17 protein-coding genes and 1 pseudogene are annotated in these 19440 nt (G+C 55.7%); 9 read left to right on the plus strand and 9 right to left on the minus strand.

Going from position 1 to position 19440, the window contains the following annotated elements; genetic code table 11:
- Positions 1–459: 459 nt before the first annotated feature.
- Genes lptC through WA157_RS16690 form a run of 3 tightly spaced genes read right to left on the minus strand, consistent with a single transcriptional unit; the run spans position 460 to position 2623 of the window.
- Complete coding sequence (gene lptC, locus WA157_RS16680) at positions 460–1065, minus strand: LPS export ABC transporter periplasmic protein LptC (RefSeq protein ID WP_422622043.1); 606 nt, start codon at positions 1063–1065, stop codon at positions 460–462.
- Complete coding sequence (locus WA157_RS16685; protein WP_422622030.1) at positions 1065–1622, minus strand: KdsC family phosphatase; 558 nt, start codon at positions 1620–1622, stop codon at positions 1065–1067. Before WA157_RS16685 ends, lptC begins: the two co-directional genes overlap by 1 nt.
- Entirely contained in the window at positions 1622–2623 is a 1002-nt protein-coding gene (locus WA157_RS16690) for a KpsF/GutQ family sugar-phosphate isomerase (RefSeq protein WP_422622031.1), read from the minus strand. Before WA157_RS16690 ends, WA157_RS16685 begins: the two co-directional genes overlap by 1 nt.
- 42 nt (positions 2624–2665) lie before the next feature.
- On the opposite strand from WA157_RS16690, the gene WA157_RS16695 reads away from it, so the two are divergent.
- Positions 2666–4651, plus strand: coding sequence for a monovalent cation:proton antiporter family protein (locus WA157_RS16695; protein ID WP_422622032.1), 1986 nt, complete (start codon positions 2666–2668; stop codon positions 4649–4651).
- A 67-nt stretch (positions 4652–4718) separates the two neighbouring features.
- Positions 4719–5273 carry an adenine phosphoribosyltransferase gene (locus WA157_RS16700; RefSeq protein ID WP_422622033.1) on the plus strand — a complete coding sequence of 185 codons (555 nt, stop codon included), beginning with the start codon at positions 4719–4721 and terminating at the stop codon, positions 5271–5273.
- A 15-nt stretch (positions 5274–5288) separates the two neighbouring features.
- Here the strand turns inward: WA157_RS16700 and WA157_RS16705 are convergent, their stop codons facing one another.
- The 6 genes from WA157_RS16705 to rpmH form a co-directional block, all read right to left on the minus strand.
- Positions 5289–6011: a hypothetical protein gene (locus WA157_RS16705; protein WP_422622034.1), complete on the minus strand. Its 723-nt coding sequence runs from the start codon at positions 6009–6011 to the stop codon at positions 5289–5291.
- 107 nt (positions 6012–6118) lie between these two features.
- Positions 6119–7528, minus strand: coding sequence for a tRNA uridine-5-carboxymethylaminomethyl(34) synthesis GTPase MnmE (gene mnmE, locus WA157_RS16710; RefSeq protein WP_422622035.1), 1410 nt, complete (start codon positions 7526–7528; stop codon positions 6119–6121).
- A gap of 53 nt (positions 7529–7581) precedes the next feature.
- Entirely contained in the window at positions 7582–9297 is a 1716-nt protein-coding gene (yidC, locus tag WA157_RS16715; RefSeq protein WP_422622036.1) for a membrane protein insertase YidC, read from the minus strand.
- Positions 9294–9578, minus strand: a complete 285-nt coding sequence (yidD, locus tag WA157_RS16720; protein ID WP_422622037.1) for a membrane protein insertion efficiency factor YidD — start codon at positions 9576–9578, stop codon at positions 9294–9296. Before yidD ends, yidC begins: the two co-directional genes overlap by 4 nt.
- Positions 9575–10021: a ribonuclease P protein component gene (locus WA157_RS16725; RefSeq protein WP_422622044.1), complete on the minus strand. Its 447-nt coding sequence runs from the start codon at positions 10019–10021 to the stop codon at positions 9575–9577. The genes yidD and WA157_RS16725 overlap by 4 nt, the downstream gene beginning before the upstream one ends.
- 56 nt (positions 10022–10077) lie before the next feature.
- Entirely contained in the window at positions 10078–10212 is a 135-nt protein-coding gene (gene rpmH, locus WA157_RS16730) for a 50S ribosomal protein L34 (protein ID WP_006299042.1), read from the minus strand.
- Between the two features lie 274 nt (positions 10213–10486).
- Here rpmH and dnaA point away from each other — a divergent pair, with 274 nt between their 5' ends.
- From dnaA to WA157_RS16765, 7 genes and pseudogenes are all read left to right on the plus strand, one after another.
- Positions 10487–11899 carry a chromosomal replication initiator protein DnaA gene (gene dnaA / locus WA157_RS16735; RefSeq protein ID WP_422622038.1) on the plus strand — a complete coding sequence of 471 codons (1413 nt, stop codon included), beginning with the start codon at positions 10487–10489 and terminating at the stop codon, positions 11897–11899.
- A 93-nt stretch (positions 11900–11992) separates the two neighbouring features.
- Positions 11993–13099, plus strand: a complete 1107-nt coding sequence (gene dnaN, locus WA157_RS16740) for a DNA polymerase III subunit beta (RefSeq protein WP_422622039.1) — start codon at positions 11993–11995, stop codon at positions 13097–13099.
- A 104-nt stretch (positions 13100–13203) separates the two neighbouring features.
- Positions 13204–15816, plus strand: coding sequence for a DNA topoisomerase (ATP-hydrolyzing) subunit B (gyrB, locus tag WA157_RS16745; RefSeq protein ID WP_422622040.1), 2613 nt, complete (start codon positions 13204–13206; stop codon positions 15814–15816).
- Between the two features lie 628 nt (positions 15817–16444).
- Positions 16445–16642 (plus strand): hypothetical protein, encoded by a 198-nt coding sequence (locus WA157_RS16750; protein WP_422622041.1) that lies wholly within the window; start codon positions 16445–16447, stop codon positions 16640–16642.
- Positions 16643–16650: 8 nt separating this feature from the next.
- Positions 16651–18252: a hypothetical protein gene (locus WA157_RS16755; protein ID WP_422622042.1), complete on the plus strand. Its 1602-nt coding sequence runs from the start codon at positions 16651–16653 to the stop codon at positions 18250–18252.
- A gap of 324 nt (positions 18253–18576) precedes the next feature.
- Complete coding sequence (locus tag WA157_RS16760; RefSeq protein ID WP_422622045.1) at positions 18577–18897, plus strand: transposase; 321 nt, start codon at positions 18577–18579, stop codon at positions 18895–18897.
- A pseudogene (locus tag WA157_RS16765) lies at positions 18782–19045 on the plus strand (ATP-binding protein); the annotation flags it as partial. The gene WA157_RS16760 and the pseudogene WA157_RS16765, both read left to right, overlap by 116 nt.
- Positions 19046–19440 lie beyond the last annotated feature (395 nt).

Here is a 19440-nt window from a genome sequence, read left to right on the forward strand (position 1 = left end):
GGTCGTAGCGGTGGCGGCGGCGGTTACGGCGGCGGCGCAGGCGGCGGCGCAGGCCGTAGCGGCGGCGGTGGCGGTTACGGCGGTGGCCGCAGCAGCTATTAAGCAATCGACTGGCATCACGCCAACCGAAAATTAAAGGGCCCATGTGGCCCTTTTTTTATTTCACCGTCACACAACTCTCAAGATGCTTGGTCAAGCCGCCGCTCACGCCTGCGGACGGCCTAGTCTTCGGTGTCGCCCGGCAAACGCCTTATCGGTATGAATACATCCGCCATATAGATTTGATAGCAAGTTAAGCTTATTTGACGGGGGCTGACTCAAGATTTGATCTCATCAGCGCGGCGTGCACTAAAACGAGCGAATTGCCGATCTGACGTCGCGCCGAAGCCGACGCCTGGCCAATACCGCTGGACGTGTTCGATGATGAACACGAGCTGGACATGCCAGCTTCCAATCTATTTATCTGGCAGCGGCGGGCACGAGCGTTCCCTTGACGCGTCCTTTGAGCTCCATCACACGCTTGAGGTTGTCAAAGTCCATCGCATCAGCAGTAAATTTGTCGTTTCCACGTATCAGCTCCACCGGCTTGTGCGACTTGACACGTTCAGTGTCCATAAATGCATGCAAAAACTCACCTCGAAACTCCATTCGTGGCTGAGCTTGCCCCGCCTTGTCTGCCATCGGCTGGCGCACCACATGTGCCTCTCCAAATAGCTGCAACTCAGAGGCGTCAGCATTGGCGACTGCGCGTTTCGCGGTTGCCGTAGTCAGGCCACCCTCTGCGCTGAATGAGCGGATGCTCACGAGATCAATTTCCAGTGTTTCTGAGTCCGGAAAGTGGCGGGCGTCGGTCCCGAGCACTTCGCTTTTAAGCCGCCCCGCGCCATCAAACGACTTCACCGAAAACTTGCGCATAAAATAATCTGGCTCATGCTGCACCTGAGTCTCCAGCCCGTGCGAGATCAGCAGCGGCGTGCTTCTAACCAGCCAGTAGGTTCCCAACGCCAGCACGCCCATGAGAATAACGGGCAGGTAAAGCGATAATCGATCTCCTAACACACGCATTAGATTAACCACTGACGGTCTTCCTCCAGCAATGAGGCGTATCTGCCGCTTGCCATCATCAGCAGATCACACAACTCTCTTGCCGCTCCTTCGCCACCTCTGGCACGGGTGACGTAATGTGCCACGGCCTTAACCTCCGCGTGAGCATTACATGGCGCGCAAGCCAGTGCACAACGCTGCATTACGGCAAGGTCCGGCCAATCATCCCCCATTGCCGCAGCGTGGCTCCAGTCCAACCCCAAGACTTTGAGCGTGTGTTCGGCGGCCGGGCGCTTGTTTTCGGTGCCATAGTGCACATGTTCAATACCCAAAGCTGTCAACCGCAGACGCAAGGGTTTTGAATCGCGCCCGGTGACCACAGCCGGGACAATGCCGGCGCGTTGCAGTAGCTTAAGCCCATGCCCGTCAAGCGTATTAAAGCGTTTGATGGTTTCACCTTGCTCGGTGAAATACAGGCCACCATCAGTCAGGACGCCGTCTACATCAAAAAAAACGACACGAATGCCCTGCGCTTGAAGTAGCAACTCAGGCGAAAAATTCAGCGCAACAGGCATCATCAGATCACCTTTGCTCGCATCAGGTCATTGCTGTTGAGCGCGCCACAAAGCTGACCCGACGCATCCACCACCAACACGCTGGTAATACAACGCAATTCCATCATTTCCGCGGCCTCTACCGCCAGAGCATCACGGGCGATGGTGCTGGGATTCGGGTGCATCACCTGAGCGGCGGTCGTGCTGCGCAAGTCAATGCCCTGCTCCACCAGGCGACGCAAGTCGCCATCGGTGAAGATTCCCAGCACGTTCAAATGATCATCCACAACGGCCGTGGCACCCAAACCCTTGACACTCATCTCCCGCATCAAGTCGCTGAAACTTGCGTGCGGCCCGACGTGGGGAACGGCATCGCCCGAACGCATCACGTCACTGACATGCGTGAGCAGCTTACGGCCCAATGCGCCACCGGGGTGAGAGCGGGCGAAGTCTTCAGCCTTGAAGCCACGTGCATCCAACAGCGCCACCGCCAGCGCGTCACCCAACGCGAGCTGCGCAGTCGTACTGGCAGTTGGTGCCAGATTCAGGGGGCAGGCTTCTTTCTCAACCCCACAATTGAGAAAGACATCCGCATGACGGGCCAAAGTAGAACCGGCATGGCCCGTCATGGCAATCAGGGGCGCACCCAGGCGCTTGAGTACCGGCAAAATCGCCGTCAGCTCCTCAGACTCCCCACTGTTTGAAATGGCCAACACCAAATCAACCGACTTGATCATGCCCAGATCGCCATGGCTGGCCTCTGCGGGATGCACAAACATGGCAGGTGTACCGGTAGATGCCAAGGTTGCGGCGATCTTGCGACCAATATGCCCACTCTTACCCATACCCATGACCACCACGCGGCCACGCACGTCAAGCACCATGGTCACGACGCGGGCGAACGATTCACCCAGATTTTGCTTCAGACCCAGCACGGCGGCGGCTTCAATATCTAGTGTGTCGCGGGCCAGGCGCAACGCCCGCTCCGCCTGGGGTGTTGAAGACTGGGTGTGTTGAAGTGTCATCACGGCATTTTATCGACGCCATCTGGTTGTTAGTATCTGGGGGTGAATCCGCTTGACTTGACACTTCTATATTTACTGGCCGCTGTGCTGGGCGTCGTGGCGTGTCGCTCTTTGAAATTGCCACCCATGCTCGGCTACTTGGCCGTTGGGGTCGTGATTGGACCCAACGCTTTGGCCTTGGCAAAAAATGCGGATGGCGTGCGTCATTTGGGTGAGTTTGGTGTGGTCTTTCTGATGTTTGTCATTGGGCTGGAGTTCAATTTACCCAAGCTGCGTGCAATGCGAAGCCATGTGTTTGGGCTTGGTTTTTTCCAGGTGCTCTTGACCATGCTCGGCGCCACGGCAGCCATGCTGGGTTTGGGAATGATGGCTCCGACGCTTTGGGGCATGGGCTGGCAAACTGCGTTGGCGCTCTCAAGTGCGCTGGCCATGAGCAGCACCGCCATTGTGGTCAAGCTGATGACCGAACGACTGGAGATGGAATCGGAGCATGGCAAACGGGTCATGGGCGTACTGCTTTTTCAAGATTTGGCAGTGGTGCCGCTGTTGGTGCTGATCCCGGCGCTGGGGGCATCGGCCGAGTCGCTTTTTCAGACTCTTGCCTTCGCCAGCCTCAAGGCGACACTTTTGATTGCTTTGCTGCTGGTCGGCGGCCCGCGTGTGATGCGCTTTTGGCTGACGCTGGTGGCCCGGCGCAAAAGTGAAGAGTTGTTTGTCCTGAATCTGCTGTTCATCACGTTGGGATTGGCCTGGTTGACAGAAATGGCGGGCCTGAGTCTGGCCTTGGGGGCCTTTATTGCGGGTATGCTGATCTCGGAGACACAATACAAACAACAGGTGGAGTCGGACATCCGTCCCTTTCACGACGTGTTGTTGGGCCTATTCTTTATCAGCATCGGGATGATGCTGGATTGGCGACTGGTGCTGGAACGTTGGCCGCTGGTGCTGTTGTTGGTCTCCGTCCCGGTATTTTTCAAGGCAGCATTGGTGAGCCTGCTGGCTCGGAGTCTGGGTGCCACCACAGGCGTTTCACTGCGCACCGGCCTGTACCTGGCACAGGCTGGTGAATTCGGTTTTGTGTTGTTGACACTCGCTCAATCCAATGCACTGGTGCCGCCCGCGCTGCTTAATCCGATACTGGCTAGCATGGTGCTCTCAATGTTAGCCACGCCATTTGTCATCATGTACAGCAACCAAATCGTTTTGAAGTGGGTCAGCAGCGAATGGCTGCAACAGTCCCTGCAAATGACCTCCATTGCGCGCAAGTCGATCAAGGCCAACAAGCATGTCATCATTTGCGGTTACGGTCGCTGCGGACAAAATCTGGCGCGCATGCTCGACCAGGAAAACATACCTTATATCGCGCTTGATCTTGATCCAGACCGGGTGCGCCAGGCCACCGTCGCCGGCGACTCGGTGGTATTTGGGGACGCTGCCCGCCTGCAGGCACTGATCGCCGCTGGGCTGGCCCGGGCCAGTGCCGTCGTCATTACGTACCTTGAAGTCCAGAGCGCCTTGAAGGTTCTGGCCCACACACGAGACCATGCGCCGCAGGTGCCAGTCATCGTGCGAACACAGGACGACCACGATCTTGAGGCCCTGCGCAAGGCGGGTGCAACCGAGGTGGTGCCAGAGGCGATTGAAGGCTCACTGATGCTGGCCAGCCACGCCTTGGCTTTGGTAGGCGTACCGATGCGGCGGGTGATTCGCATTGTGCGCGACCAGCGTGATGCTCGTTACAACCTGCTGCGCGGCTACTTTCACGGGGCCGACGACGATTCTGTCGATGAGTTAAGCCAGGATCGCCTCTCGACACTGACGCTGCCGCTTGGCGCCAAAGTCGTGGGCAAGCCGCTCAGCCAACTGGCCCTATTGGCGGTAGATGTCCGCATTGTCAGCCTGCGCCGCAGCGGAGGCCATGTCAAGTCTGTCAACCCGGATTTGCTAATAGAAGAGGGCGACACACTCGTGCTTTCGGGCAAGACCGAGGCACTCGCGTTAGCCGAGCAGAAATTGCTCAAGGGTTGACCCGCCATGACGCGACCAGAAGCAAGCACGAGGCACAATGCCGACTCTAGCCTTAACACGATATTCCATGCAAAATCTCAGTGTCAACCAGTACCTCCGGGCTCACATTCGTACCGTTCCTGATTGGCCAGCACCAGGCGTGCAGTTTCGCGATATCACGCCGCTTTTGCAGGATGCCAAGGTATTTCGCGTATTGATCGACGCCTTTATCCACCGCTACATGGACCCCTCCATGCGGCCCGATGTGGTCGCCGGACTGGATGCCCGCGGCTTCATTTTGGGTGCGGTGGTTGCTTATGAGCTGAATGTGGGCTTTGTGCCGATTCGGAAAAAAGGAAAGCTGCCTTTCACAACGGTAGAAGAGACCTACGAGTTGGAGTATGGCAGTGCCACCGTTGAACTGCACACCGACGCGGTCAAACCGGGTGACCGCGTACTACTCATTGACGACCTGATCGCCACCGGCGGCACCATGATGGCCGGCATGAAACTGCTCGAAAAACTCGGGGCTCAGGTGATCGAAGGAGCCGCCATTGTTGACTTGCCGGAGCTTGGCGGCTCTGACAAGCTCAGGGCTTCAGGTCTTGCGCTTTTCACGCTGCTCGATTTTTCCGGCCACTGAAGCCGGGTCAAGCCTTTAACTTAAATCACCGTACTGGGTAACACCCAGTGGCGAAGCACGCTCGTCTGGATCCGCCATTTGCGTGTCTTCAAATTCTTCGGCCGGCGCCGGGTTGCGTCGACCCGACGTCACAATTTTCCCCGGCGCTGACAGGGGCATTGAAGTGCTTGCACTTGCCAGCGCCCGCTTGAAGGCGGCCACTTCGTCTTGTTGCAGCGGCTCATAGCGGGGCATCAGGTTGCGCGCCAACAGAGGTATTTCTGGCTGGCTGGCAGCTTTCGATTCAGCGGCCTTTCTGGACATTTGAGACATGTGAATGGGCTGACCGGACGACAGGCCATTTGTGACGTGATCGTTCACACGCCAGTAAACAGCGGTGACCAAGATGTCATGCCGCATCTTGGCCGCCTGAACCATCAGAGACTCAATCTCAGCCAGACGTGCGGTCTCACTTGCCACTTTGTCGGTTAGATCCATCATGACGAGATACTGGCGCCCAGCCGCATCCAGTGACAAGACTTTGAATTTGTAACTGGTGGCCAGCACCCCGGCCCTGATCATCGAGTCGCGTACGACGGCGTACAGAAGTTGCCGTCGTTCAATGCGCGCGGTTTTTCGATTCGCGTCGCGAATCGCTGGCGGCGGGGCCGTAACATCAACGGCCCCCAGTCCCAAACCGTCTGTCGCGGAGGCTGTGGTTACAGACTTTCTTTTGGTGAACCAGTTGAATATTGACATTTTTTCTTTCAACGCAGGGGGACGATTGGGCCTATTTTGTCCACCGGGAAACCCTAAAATTCAGCAACTTACGGTCGCCGTTTGTTAAGAATAGACACCCAACGAAGCTATTTGCCAATACAAAACCGCGAGAATATCACTCCAAGAAGATCGTCTGATGAAAAGTCGCCCGTTATTTCACCTAGTGCATTTTGTGCCAGGCGAAGCTCTTCCGCCAGCAGGTCAAGCGCTTGGGCCTTGGCCTCCAGGTGGAAGCCGGCAGTCATCAAATGAGCTGCCGTCCGGTGCAGTGCCTGCACATGCCGTTCACGTGCCATGTAGACACCTTCGGGCTTAGACTGCCAACCCACCAGCTCCAGCAATTTTCGGCGCAAAGTGTCCAGTCCAGCGCCGGTCTTGGCTGACAACTGCAAACCCGCCTGGTGACACGGTCGGTCCACTGCGTCGGCTTTATTCCAAATTTCAATTACCGGCACGCTTGCAGACAACTTTCCGGCGATAGCCTCTGCAATTACTGCGTCAGCAGCTATGTAATCTATAGCGTTTGTGCGTGTTAAGTCATGCAAAAACAAGACCGCGTCGGCCGCCTCAATCACATCCCAGGTACGGGCGATGCCTATTTTTTCTATCACATCATCGCTGTCGCGCAAGCCTGCCGTGTCGATCACATGAACCGGCACACCTTCGATCTGGATGGTCTGTTGAACTTTATCTCGGGTGGTTCCGGCGATTGGCGTCACGATCGCCAACTCAGCCCCAGCCAGCGCATTCAGCAAGGACGACTTGCCGACGTTGGGCTGACCGGCGATCACGACCGTGATTCCTTCACGTAGCAGGGCGCCCTGGCTCGCCTTTTGCAGCACGGATTGCAGTGACTGCTGTAAATTTGACAATTGCCCGCGCGCATCTGCCTGGCGCAGAAAATCGATTTCTTCTTCAGGAAAGTCCAGCGTCGCCTCCACCAACATCCGCAAATGAATTAATGCCTCACGCAGGTGATGGATTTCTTGAGAGAAAGCGCCTGACAAAGAGCGGCTGGCACTGCGGGCCGCCGCCTCGGTACTGGCATCGATCAGGTCAGCGATAGCCTCAGCCTGGGCCAGATCAATCTTGTCATTCAGGAAAGCGCGCTCTGAAAATTCACCGGGCAGCGCTGGTCGCAACCCCGCCAGCCGAGGCATCTGACTGACGGGATCAAGCTCTGCCCCGGCCTCCAGGCAACGTGCCAGCAACAGTTGCAATACCACCGGCCCACCATGCGCCTGCAACTCCAACACATCTTCACCCGTAAACGAATGAGGCGCTGGAAAATACAGCGCGATTCCCTGGTCAATCGCCAATTGGCTTCGATCAAGAAACGGCAGGTAGCTTGCCTCACGGGCCTTCAGTTGCCGCCCAAAAAGCGCCTGTATTAAAGACCCAATACTTTTCCCGCTGACCCGCACAATGCCCACCGCACCCCGACCGGGGGCGGTGGCAATGGCGACAATTGGGTCTTGATGACGCGGCAGCGACACAGGAACTCAGTCGCAGCTGTGCCGCCCCTGTGAAGAATGCACGGAGTTGCTCATCATTTGAAACTGGGCAGATGGAACTTCGGCGGCACGCCCATACGGGTGTTGATGAGCCACTGCTGCGCGATCGACAGGATGTTGTTGGTAATCCAGTACAGCACCAAGCCCGCTGGGAAGAAGAAGAACATCACGCTGAAGGCCAGTGGCATGAACCACATCATCTTGGCCTGCATCGGGTCCGGCGGCGCTGGATTCAAGGAGGTCTGCAACACAGTCGTCAAGGTCATCACCAGCGGCAAAATGTAGAACGGATCAGGCGATGAAAGATCGTGAATCCACAGTATCCAGGGTGCGTTGCGCATCTCAACACTGGCGAGAAGCACCCAGTACAAGGCGATGAACACCGGGATCTGAATCATGATCGGGAAACAGCCCCCCATGGGGTTGACTTTTTCTTCGCGGTAGATGCGCATCATCTCCTGCTGCATTTGCTGCGGGTTGTCCTTCAGGCGCTCCCGCATTTCGGTGACCTTCGGATTCACAGCTTTCATCTTGGCCATGCTGGCATAGGCCTTGGCATTGAGCCAGTAGAAGGCCGCTTTCAACAACAACACCAAGGCGACGATGGACCACCCCCAGTTGCCGATGAAGCTTTCAAGCGCGTGGAGCAACCAGTACAACGGCTTGGCCAAAATGGTCAACCAGCCATAGTCCTTCACCAGCTCCAGCCCAGGCGTCAGCGACTCAAGCACTTTTTCTTCCTGCGGGCCCGCAAAAAATCTTGCCTCCACGGACTTGCTGGCACCGGGCGCAATGTTATCCAAGGGGGTGATCATGCCAACAGCATACAAATTGGTATCGACCTTGCGCAGGAATAGATCGCGTTTGATGCCGTCGCCCAGCAACCAGGCGCTGGCAAAGTAATGCTGCACCATGGCCACATAGCCGTTTTCCGCTGTCTTTTCGACATCGACCTTGTTGTTTTCGATGTCCTTGAAGTCGACCTTCTGGTATTTCTTGGCTTCGGTGTAGATCGCCGGGCCCGTAAACGTGGAATAAAAAGAAGACTCGCCCAACGGCTTGCTGCCATCACGCACCAACTGCAGGTACAACTGCGGCGACACCACAGCAGCGCCGACGTTCACCACCTCATGCTTGACCGCCACCGCATAGGTGCCACGGGTGAAGGTAAAGGTTTTTACCAGTTTGACGCCACCAAGCTCCGGGGATTGGAACCGGATAACCAGTTGATTGCTGCCATCCTGCAGCGTGCGCTCCCCTGGAGCGACGGTCATGACGGTCTTGTGCGTCGGAAAAGTACCGCCTGCCGCCCCGGCAATCAGCCCGGTTTGCGCCATGTAAATATGGTCTTTGTTGTTCTCCAGCAGAACAAAGCTTTTGCTTTTGTCAGCCATGTCGGCGTGCTTGACAAACTCGGTTTGTACAACCGACGCGCCTTCGGTATCAAAGGTGAGCTTGAGTACATCGGTTGTCACGACCAAGCGCTCGTGAGCTGCGGCAGACGCGTCAGTTGTAGAGGTCAATCCGGCTGTAGCCCCCGTCATCTGTGCGGCAGCAGCTACAGTATTTGCAGTAGGAACACCCGCTGGCACACTGGACACAGGCACCGGCGGGCGGGCCGTTGCCGCCGTGTTGGACGCACTGGGGAAGAAAGTGGCTTTGTGGCCATTAAAAACCTGCCACTGGTCCCACAGCAAAACCATGGAAAAGCCAAAAATCACCCACAAAATGGTGCGGCGAATATCGTTCATGAAGACTTCTTTTCAGAGGAAGGATGAATCAGTTGGGTAAACAACTGGGATTTGAATCGGGGTTTTTCACTCGGAACCGGATCGGAACCGCCCGCGCACCAGGGATGACAACGTGCGAGTCTCGTTAGCGTCAAATAACTGCCCGCTGCCGCGCCATGCGTTTGCAAGGCCTGCAGGGAATAGGCAGAACAAGTCGGCTCAAATCGGCAGGACGAACCCAGCCAGGGACTCAACAGCAAGCGGTAACCCTTGACCATGCCGACCAGCACGCCCCGGATCATGACGCACCATCCATCAAAGCAAGGCCTTGCGACCGAGCCGTTGCCCGTGCAAACAGCTGCTGCAATTCCAGTCGGACAGCCATCTTGAGCGCCGCAGACGTGGCGCTGATGAACTGTTTAGAGTCAATTGCAGCGCGTAAGCGCACGACGTGAGCAGCCACGGGAAGCATTGTCTCAAAGTCGGCGCTCACGCTGTAGATCTGACGCTTGATGACATTGCGTGTGACAGCCCGTTTCGCCCAGCGTTTGGCCACCATGGCCCCCAGCCACACGTCGCTCAAAGCAAAAAGTGCTGTGTCAGAGGTCATTACCGACGCCAGCGGCTTATTTCCGTTCACCGGAGCATCAAGCGCAACGCGATGCAAAGCGAAGTGCGCCGTTCGGGCCACCGTGCTGCCAGCCAGCACAGCCTGAAACTGACTTCGCGTCTTCAGTCGCTGCAATTTGAAGCGGCGCCAGAACTGCAAATCACAGTCGCAAACTATGCGGGTGACCAGACTCAGACCGCCAGACGCTTGCGCCCTTTGGCGCGGCGAGCGTTGATCACAGCGCGGCCGCCACGGGTTTTCATGCGAACCAGAAAACCGTGAGTGCGGGCGCGGCGAATCTTGGAGGGTTGGTAAGTGCGTTTCATTTTGAAAATCCTAAAGGGCTCAATGACGGCCCGCAAATTTTCTAAAAATTACCGAGCCGCTGTCTTAACTCCCCCAATACGTTTAGAGGAACCGGTGATTATCGCAAACTTTCCGGGCCACGGCAAATTCTCTCTTGAACCGCCTTGAACGCGTAGCCCGCCGCATTCAACACGAGCGTGCGTTAGCAGCCTTTCTCGGCTTGTGGACAAATGCTTGATAAATTACAATTTGCACTACGGCAATCTACAACTATCCACAGAAATTAATAACAATATGACAGAGGGACAATACGCCAACCATCCCGACTTCAAGGGCACTGGCGATGGACAAAGCCTGTGGCAAACCTGTGTTGATCAACTGGCGCAGGAGCTCCCGGAACAGCAGTTCAACACCTGGATCAAACCGCTGTCGGCGCAGGTCACGGACGACCTGGCCCAAATCACCATCTTTGTTGCCAACCGGTTCAAGCTGGATTGGATCAGAGCCCAATACAGCAAACGTATCGCCAGCCTGCTGGAAATGTTTTCGGGTCAAACCATCCATTTGGAGTTAGCGCTTGCTCCCCGCGAGATTGGTGTCAGGAGCCAACTCACTCATCGTTCGATGGAGCCCATTCCGATGGACGGCGTGGCCGAGTTAGGAGAGGACCGAAACCCGGGCAGTCTCAAAAACCGGCTCAACACGGCCCTGACCTTCGACACCCTGATTGAAGGGACCGCCAACCGCATGGCACGTGCGGCGGCGATGCACGTAGCGGGCATGCCGGGACACCTGTACAACCCGCTTTTCATCTACGGCGGTGTTGGCTTGGGCAAAACTCATTTGATGCACGCCGTCGGCAATCGGCTGCTGGCTGATCAGCCAACTGCCAAAGTTCTCTACATCCATGCCGAGCAATTCGTATCTGATGTGGTTAAGGCTTATCAGCGCAAGACTTTTGATGAATTTAAAGAGCGTTATCACTCACTGGATTTGTTGCTGATTGATGACGTCCAGTTTTTTGCCAATAAAGAACGTACGCAAGAAGAATTTTTCAACGCCTTCGAGGCTTTGCTGGCCAAAAAGTCACACATTGTGATGACCAGCGACACCTATCCGAAAGGCCTGACAGACATCCATGAACGCCTGGTGTCACGCTTTGATTCCGGACTGACGGTGGCGATCGAACCGCCCGAACTGGAAATGCGGGTCGCCATTCTGATCAACAAGGCTCGGGTTGAGGGCATTGTGATGCCGGAAGAGGTGGCATTTTTCGTGGCCAAGAATGTGCGCTCCAATGTGCGCGAACTCGAAGGCGCGTTACGCAAAATTCTGGCCTACTCCCGGTTCAACCAGAAAGACATTTCGATCTTGCTGGCACGCGAGGCATTGCGCGACCTGCTTTCGATCCAGAACCGCCAGATTTCAGTCGAAAACATCCAGAAAACTGTGGCTGACTACTACAAGATAAAAATTGCGGATATGTATTCCAAGAAGCGGCCGGCCAGCATTGCCCGGCCGCGCCAGATTGCCATGTACCTGGCCAAGGAACTGACACAAAAGAGTCTTCCCGAAATTGGCGAATTGTTTGGTGGACGCGACCACACCACTGTCTTGCATGCGGTACGAAAGATCGGTGGTGAGCGCCAGCAAATGACCGAGCTGAACCAGCAGCTTCATGTACTGGAGCAGACGCTTAAGGGCTAACCAAGGGAATAAAAATGGGAAAATGGCAGAGTTAAAAATTCTTGCCCCCCATTTGTTAATGATTTGAATTGCAGATATTAAAAAGAGGTTGACATGATCGTTCTGAAGGCAACACAAGACAAAGTTTTATCGGTTTTGCAATCGGTAGCGGGCATCGTTGAACGTCGGCACACCCTGCCTATCCTGGCCAATGTGCTGATCCGCAAAACAGGCACTTCGCTGCAACTGACCACCAGCGATCTCGAAATTCAGATTCGCACCACGGCAGAGCTCGATGGCGACACAGGCGATTTCACCACCACCGTGGGAGCGCGCAAGTTGATTGATATTTTGCGCACCATGCCCGCGGATCAAACCGTGTCGCTGGAGTCAAGTGCCGCCAAGCTCATCCTCAAGGGTGGCAAGAGTCGGTTCACGCTGCAAACCATGGCCGCCGAGGACTTTCCGCTGGTGCAGGAAGCGGCCAGCTTCGGCCCGGTGTTCAGTGTGCCGCAAAAAACGTTGAAAGATCTGCTGAGCCAAGTGTCATTTGCCATGGCGGTGCACGACATTCGCTACTATTTGAACGGCATTCTGTTCGTCGCCGAAGGCAGCCAACTCAGTCTGGTGGCCACCGACGGTCACCGCCTGGCCTTCGCTTCGGCCACGCTGGATGTGGAAGTGCCCAAGCAGGAAGTGATTCTGCCGCGCAAAACCGTCATTGAACTGCAGCGTTTGCTCTCCGACACGCAGGGCGCCATTGAGATGCAGTTTGCCAACAACCAAGCCAAGTTCAGCTTCGATGGCATGGAGTTTGTTACCAAGCTGGTCGAAGGCAAGTTCCCGGACTACAACCGGGTCATTCCCAAAAACCACCAGAACAGCATCACACTGGGCCGCAGCGCTTTGCTGGCAACATTGCAGCGCACCGCCATCCTGACCAGTGAAAAATTCAAAGGGGTGCGCCTGAACATTGACCCCGGCACGCTGCGGGTGGCGTCCAACAACGCCGAGCAGGAAGAGGCGGTAGATGAGCTCGATATTGATTATGGCGGCGACAGCATTGAGATCGGTTTCAATGTGACCTATCTGATTGATGCGCTGGCCAATATGAGCCAGGACATGGTGCGGCTGGAGTTGTCTGACGGAAACAGTTCAGCCTTGTTCACCATTCCCGACAACGCCACCTTCAAATATGTGGTGATGCCGATGCGAATTTGACGCTACAAAGTTTGTAGCAGCACAACATCCAAGCCCGCAGTGGAGACGAAGTCCAGTGCAGGTTGGGTCATTCAAAAATTTGAGAAATCGTTGAAAAGTTAGCCATGACCGAAGAAAACAAGCCAGTTCAGTCCCCCGAGAACGAGGTCAACGGCGAAGATGCCGTTCATACAGGTGAAGGCGCCAGCGACAGCTCCAACTTTCAGCCCGCCATTGATGCACACCAGATTGGCGCCTCCGAGGCCTACGGAGAAGGCTCGATTCAAATTCTGGAAGGGCTGGAGGCGGTGCGCAAGCGCCCCGGCATGTACATCGGCGACACCTCGGATGGCACCGGCTTGCACCACTTGGTGTTCGAGGTGGTGGACAACTCGATTGACGAGTCATTGGCCGGGCACTGTGACGACATTCTGGTCACCATCCACTCCGACAATTCAGTCAGCGTGGTCGACAACGGGCGCGGTATTCCAACCGGCGTCAAAATGGACGATAAGCACGAGCCCAAGCGCAGTGCGGCGGAGATTGCCCTGACCGAATTGCATGCAGGCGGCAAGTTCAATCAAAACAGCTACAAAGTCTCCGGCGGCCTGCACGGCGTCGGTGTGAGCTGCGTCAACGCCTTGAGCAAAATGTTGCGCCTGACCATCCGCCGTGACGGCAAGGTGCATGTGATGGAGTTCAGCAGGGGTTTTGTACAGAACCGCGTCACCGAGGTGGTGAATGGCGTGGAAGTATCACCCATGAAGGTGATCGGCACGACCGAAAAGCGCGGCACCGAGGTGCACTTTCTGCCGGACGCCGAAATCTTCCAGCAAAACAGCGATTTTCACTACGAAATCCTGAGCAAACGCCTGCGTGAGCTGAGCTTTCTCAACAACGGCGTGCGTATCCGGCTCAAAGACGAGCGCAGCGGCAAGGAAGACGACTTTTCGGGTGCCGGGGGCGTGCGTGGTTTTGTCAACTTCATCAACAAAGGCAAAACCGTCCTCAACCCCAACATTTTCCATGCACTGGGGGACCGCCAAAGCGATCAGGACACCAACATCGGTGTTGAAGTGGCCATGCAGTGGACCAGCGGCTACAACGAACAGGTTCTGTGTTTCACCAACAACATCCCGCAGCGCGACGGCGGCACCCACCTGACCGGCCTGCGCGCCGCCATGACGCGCGTTATCAACAAGTACATTGATGACAGTGAGCTGGCCAAAAAGGCCAAGGTCGAGGTCACCGGCGATGACATGCGCGAAGGCCTGACCTGCGTCCTCTCGGTCAAGGTGCCCGAGCCCAAGTTCAGCAGCCAAACCAAGGACAAGCTGGTCAGCAGCGAAGTGCGCGGCCCGGTGGAAGACATTGTCAGCAAGCTGCTCTACGACTACCTGCAGGAGCGCCCGGCCGATGCCAAAATCATCGTCGGCAAGATCATTGAGGCGGCCCGTGCGCGCGAAGCGGCCCGCAAAGCGCGCGACATGACACGCCGCAAAGGCGTACTCGACGGCATGGGCTTGCCCGGCAAGCTGGCCGACTGCCAGGAGAAAGACCCGGCGCTGTGCGAAATCTACATTGTCGAAGGGGACTCCGCCGGCGGCTCAGCCAAACAGGGGCGCGACCGCAAGTTTCAGGCGATTCTGCCGCTGCGCGGAAAAATTTTGAACGTAGAAAAGGCCCGCTACGAAAAGCTGCTAACCAGCAATGAAATTCTGACACTCATTACCGCCCTGGGCACCGGCATCGGCAATGCCGGCGGCAGCACCGGCAGCGATGACTTCAACGTTGCCAAGCTGCGCTACCACCGCATCATCATCATGACCGATGCCGACGTCGACGGCGCCCATATCTGCACGCTGCTGCTCACCTTCTTTTACCGCCAGATGCCCGAGCTGGTGGAACGTGGCCACATTTACATTGCCCAGCCACCCTTGTACAAGGTGAAAGCCGGAAAAGAAGAGTTGTACCTGAAGGACGGTGACGAGCTCGACCGCTTCCTCCTGCGCATTGCCTTGGTGAACGCCTCAGTCTTTACGGGTGGCGAGAACGGCACCACCCTCAAGGGGGAGACTTTGTCCGAACTGGCGCGCAAGCACCAGACAACCCAGGCCGTCATTGCGCGCCTGCGCAACTTCATGGACGCTGAAGCGCTGCGCTCGGTGGCCGACGGCGTCGCTCTGAACCTGGACACGGTGGCGGACGCTGAAATTTCGGCCGCTGCGCTGCAAGCGCGCTTGCCCGATGCCGAAGTGGCCGGTGAATTCGACGTCGCCTCCGACAAGCCGATTCTGCGTATCAGTCGCCGCCATCACGGCAACATCAAGAGCAGCGTGCTGACACAAGACTTTGTGCATGGCGCCGATTACGCCGTCCTGGCCGATGCCGCCAGCACGTTCAAGGACTTGCTCAGCCCGGGAGCGATCGTGATGCGGGGCGAAGGTGAGCGTCAAAAAGAGGAAAAAGTGAGCGACTTCCGGGAAGCCATGACCTGGTTGCTGGCCCAGGCCGAACACGCCACCTCACGTCAACGCTACAAAGGACTGGGCGAAATGAACCCGGCGCAGCTGTGGGAAACCACCATGGACCCGACCGTGCGCCGCCTGCTCCGGGTGCAAATTGATGACGCCATTGAAACCGACCGCGTCTTCACCATGCTGATGGGCGATGAGGTGGAGCCACGCCGTGAATTCATCGAAGCCAACGCGCTGCGCGCCGGCAATATTGACGTCTGATGCTGTTGTAGGCGTGAGCAAAGATTTGCCGATTCGGAGGCAAAGATTTGCCGGTCAACAGACTTTTTGCGGGTTTTCACGTATTTGTCGGGTGACACGGAAAGTGAAAACTGTGCCAAGTTAGTGAAAGACTACTGACACAGTTAGTGAAAAATTCCGAGGCTGAGCGCCGCGAAATCAATTCATTTTTTGTTTGAGCCTCTATGAAGACTGTCGGAGCGGGTGCAATCGATTGACGCGGCTCGCTGGATTGGAAAGTGGTCAGGATTGAAAATCCTTGCATCGATGCTTCGATTCCGCCCCAGCCACCGAGATAACCCCTATGGAAAAAAGAAACCTCGCTATCAAATAGGTAGTGTGGTTTTTCTCGTCTGTAGCCTGTAAGGGCGGATGTAAGACGTTTTTAGGAATTGACTTCAGGTGTCGGGTCTTGACGCGGAGTGGAGTACATTCAGACTGCTAGCGGTTGGTCGCAGTTGAAGTGAGAATTTCTCGATGTTTACTCGCTACCCCTTAAAGTTTCAATGGGCTATTGTGTTTTCAAAATATCTGCCTTGCATTTACATTTTGAAACAAGTATGTAGACTGCTATACTTGCAGGCTTTTCCTGGTTTTCGAGGAGAAAAAAATGAATGTTTCAACCCACCAAGGTGAATTCGTGCCCCTCTATCAATCCATGCCTCAGCAACTTGTCGACCGGATAAATTCTGCCGACTTTCCCCGTGCTATCAGTTCGGCTGCTGATGTGGCTGATCGTTCGATCGCCGCGTTGAACAAAGAGCGTATGGTTCGAACAGAAGATTTGCATCAACCGATCACTCTGTAGGAGTTTGATTGGCGGCATTCAACGTCCTTTCTTACAGCATTGGAAATCTAGTTCAATGCTTTTTGGACGGTTCGCCACACACCTCAAAGGATGAAGTTCTCGCAAAGAGACACTACATCTATTTTCAAGAGTATTTTCAAGCGCTGGGTGCCGCTACGATCGTGGTCGAGCGGAATTACACCGACCGCGACTACCTCGAAGACTACGCGGCATACTATGATCGTTGCTTCCAAGATTACCCACGCCGAACCCAGCGGCTTCACTTTTTTAAAGCTGCTTTCGCTCTTACACAGTTTGAGGCAACATTAGTCGACCCAAACGCTGGGGTTGGAGAGCAAGCACTGCGTGCTGCATACCTTGGCTTTGTAGTGGTCAAGCCGCTCCCTCAGACTGTGGTGGGGCGTACATGCCTTACAACGTATCCTACAGATGATGGCCGCCGGCAATTTCCTAGCCTGAGAACCTATCCAGTTAATCTGTTTGGCCTGCAACTGGAAGTCCATAGCTTGGCTTTCCAGGAACAAGACACAGTCGTTGCCGCTTGTGCAACTAGCGCTCTTTGGTCATGTTTTCAGGGCACCGGCAAGCTATTCCAACATGTGATCCCGCCCCCGGTCGAAATTACTAACTGGGCGGGAGATCACATGCCTGAAAACCTCTTGACAGCTAGTGCGCGTGCTTTTCCGAATGCTGGCTTAACCGGCACTCAGATGGCTCACGCTGTGCGTCGTGTTGGTCTTGAACCGTTTGTGGTTGGTGCGAACTCACGCTACAGCTTGAATGGCGTTATGTACGCGTATCTACGAGGAAAAATCCCCTCAATTTTGGCGTGTAAGCTCATTTCTGGCTTAGGGACGCCCGAATTCTCGGTTATGGGCGGACATGCAATTGCTTTGACCGGCTTTTCATTGGGTGATTCTCTTGCCTCAGGATTCGGACCGACAGGGTTCATGCTGCGGTCCACAAGGATTGACAAGATTTATTGCCATGACGATCAAGTTGGGCCGTTTGCCCGGATGGTTTGGGACAAAGTCCAGATTAACAGCCCCGCATCGACTGATCAGCCGCAATTGGCGCCGCAGCAGGTGGAGTCTCTGAAGACGTCATGGCAAGGGTCAGTGCATGCAAATGCTGAGTTTGTTTTGCTTCCGCTCTACCACAAGATTCGAGTCCCGTTCTCCGTGATACACGATGCGATGCTCAGTCTGGATGCTGTTCTCGAAATCTCCCGGTCGAGTTTGCCAACCCAAGCCCGCGCTGAGTGGGATATATATCTCACTACTGCAAACGATTACAAGACGTCAGTTAGGGCTGACTACTCTGGTTTCCAGTTTGACATTAAACCTTCGTTGCTAGTCGACCTGCCACGCTTCGTATGGCGAGTGACTGTGCGGACTGAGGAGCAGTTGCAACTGGATTTCTTGTTTGATGCGACCGGCATTGCGCAGCATGATTTGTTGGTACACGTTGTCTCGACCGGCGGCGCATATGCCCAAATGCTTGGTGCTATCTCACCGTATTTCGAACAAATTCCAGCGATGCAGGCGAAGGCAGTCCTGAAGCGCTTCCTTGTTTCGCAGATCGTGCCAAGCAGCGCGGCGGCCGCCTAGGAGTCTGGGCAGCAGAAGAAAGTCAGTCAAAAGTGGCCGTTTTTGGGGGTGCTTAACCCCTTGCCAGCATTAAAATAGCGCAGCTGACCAATTCAGATAGGTTGACAATTCTTGTTGAGTTTTCAAATCATTCTGCCGCCCAGACTCCTAGGCTTGCCAAGGCCGAAGACTTTCAAAGCCAAACAGCGTTTGCGGGTAATGAAATACATTCCCTTCGTCGAATCCCGTTTCTAGTTCGACTGGGTGTAAGCGCCCGGCAAATCCATCTTGAACGAGAGCGAGCCATCTCGCAAGATCGTGTGCACGCAACAAATCGTGGACACCATGCTCAAAGACTCACCGACTCCGATACATCCGACCCGGCGCACGCACCGAACCTACACATCGGAGTTCAAGGCCCAATTGGTGGCGGCGTGCCAGCAAGCTGGGGTATCGATAGCTGCATTGGCCGGTAGCCATGCAATAAACGCCAACGTGCTGCACCGCTGGCTCAAGGAACATGCCCGTAGTGGGCGTCATCAGCGTGACGTTGCTGGTGGAGCCCAACGGGGTGGGCAAGTCCATGCTGGCCTGCAATCTGGGCCATCAGGCCCTGATTCAGGGGCACGCCGTACTATTCATCACCGCTGGGCAATTGCTGGGTGACCTGGCGGCGCTGGACAGCGATTCGGCACTGCGTTGGCGGCTCAAGCATTACGCGGCACCGGACTTGTTGCTGGTGGACGAGGTCGGCTATTTGTCGTATTCCAACCGGCACGCCGATTTGCTGTTCGAACTCATCAGCCGGCGCTATCGGTGGTGCGGCGGCGCCCTATGCAGCATCGCCGATGGCACCTATTCTTCGAATTCTGCAAGGCAAGACATTCAGTTCACTTTGTGACCGATGGCCCTGAACAACATGCCCGGTAGAAGGAACTGGAGCGCAAAAAGAAGGAAAGTGCTTCAGTTCCGCGTCGGCAGTAACGGTCATGACACGCACTCGTTCTCGCCATGCAGGCGATCAGGACATGGAGAAACCTGGTTAACGATGACATTGGATTTCACGTGAAAGCGTAAATACACGTTGGACTAACCCGCTGACGCGCGAACTGGTTCGCCAGTCCAGCAGGCTACCTCGGACTTTTCAGCAATCTCCTTTTGCAGGACGATGGACTCGCTGCTCGCAGCACTTCATCCCTTCAATCCGTA

The organism is Rhodoferax ferrireducens, assembly GCF_049302455.1.
GTDB classification, from domain to species: domain Bacteria; phylum Pseudomonadota; class Gammaproteobacteria; order Burkholderiales; family Burkholderiaceae_C; genus Rhodoferax; species Rhodoferax ferrireducens_B.

Excerpts from the sequence above, each read along its gene's own strand:
- lptC (WP_422622043.1), bottom strand. The coding sequence starts at position 1,065 with ATGCGTGTGTTAGGAGATCGATTATCGCTTTACCTGCCCGTTATTCTC.
- WA157_RS16685 (WP_422622030.1), bottom strand. The coding sequence starts at position 1,622 with ATGATGCCTGTTGCGCTGAATTTTTCGCCTGAGTTGCTACTTCAAGCG.
- WA157_RS16690 (WP_422622031.1), bottom strand. The coding sequence starts at position 2,623 with ATGACACTTCAACACACCCAGTCTTCAACACCCCAGGCGGAGCGGGCG.
- WA157_RS16700 (WP_422622033.1), top strand. The coding sequence starts at position 4,719 with ATGCAAAATCTCAGTGTCAACCAGTACCTCCGGGCTCACATTCGTACC.
- WA157_RS16705 (WP_422622034.1), bottom strand. The coding sequence starts at position 6,011 with ATGTCAATATTCAACTGGTTCACCAAAAGAAAGTCTGTAACCACAGCC.
- yidC (WP_422622036.1), bottom strand. The coding sequence starts at position 9,297 with ATGAACGATATTCGCCGCACCATTTTGTGGGTGATTTTTGGCTTTTCC.
- yidD (WP_422622037.1), bottom strand. The coding sequence starts at position 9,578 with ATGATCCGGGGCGTGCTGGTCGGCATGGTCAAGGGTTACCGCTTGCTG.
- rpmH (WP_006299042.1), bottom strand. The coding sequence starts at position 10,212 with ATGAAACGCACTTACCAACCCTCCAAGATTCGCCGCGCCCGCACTCAC.
- dnaA (WP_422622038.1), top strand. The coding sequence starts at position 10,487 with ATGACAGAGGGACAATACGCCAACCATCCCGACTTCAAGGGCACTGGC.
- dnaN (WP_422622039.1), top strand. The coding sequence starts at position 11,993 with ATGATCGTTCTGAAGGCAACACAAGACAAAGTTTTATCGGTTTTGCAA.
- gyrB (WP_422622040.1), top strand. The coding sequence starts at position 13,204 with ATGACCGAAGAAAACAAGCCAGTTCAGTCCCCCGAGAACGAGGTCAAC.
- WA157_RS16750 (WP_422622041.1), top strand. The coding sequence starts at position 16,445 with ATGAATGTTTCAACCCACCAAGGTGAATTCGTGCCCCTCTATCAATCC.
- WA157_RS16760 (WP_422622045.1), top strand. The coding sequence starts at position 18,577 with ATGCTCAAAGACTCACCGACTCCGATACATCCGACCCGGCGCACGCAC.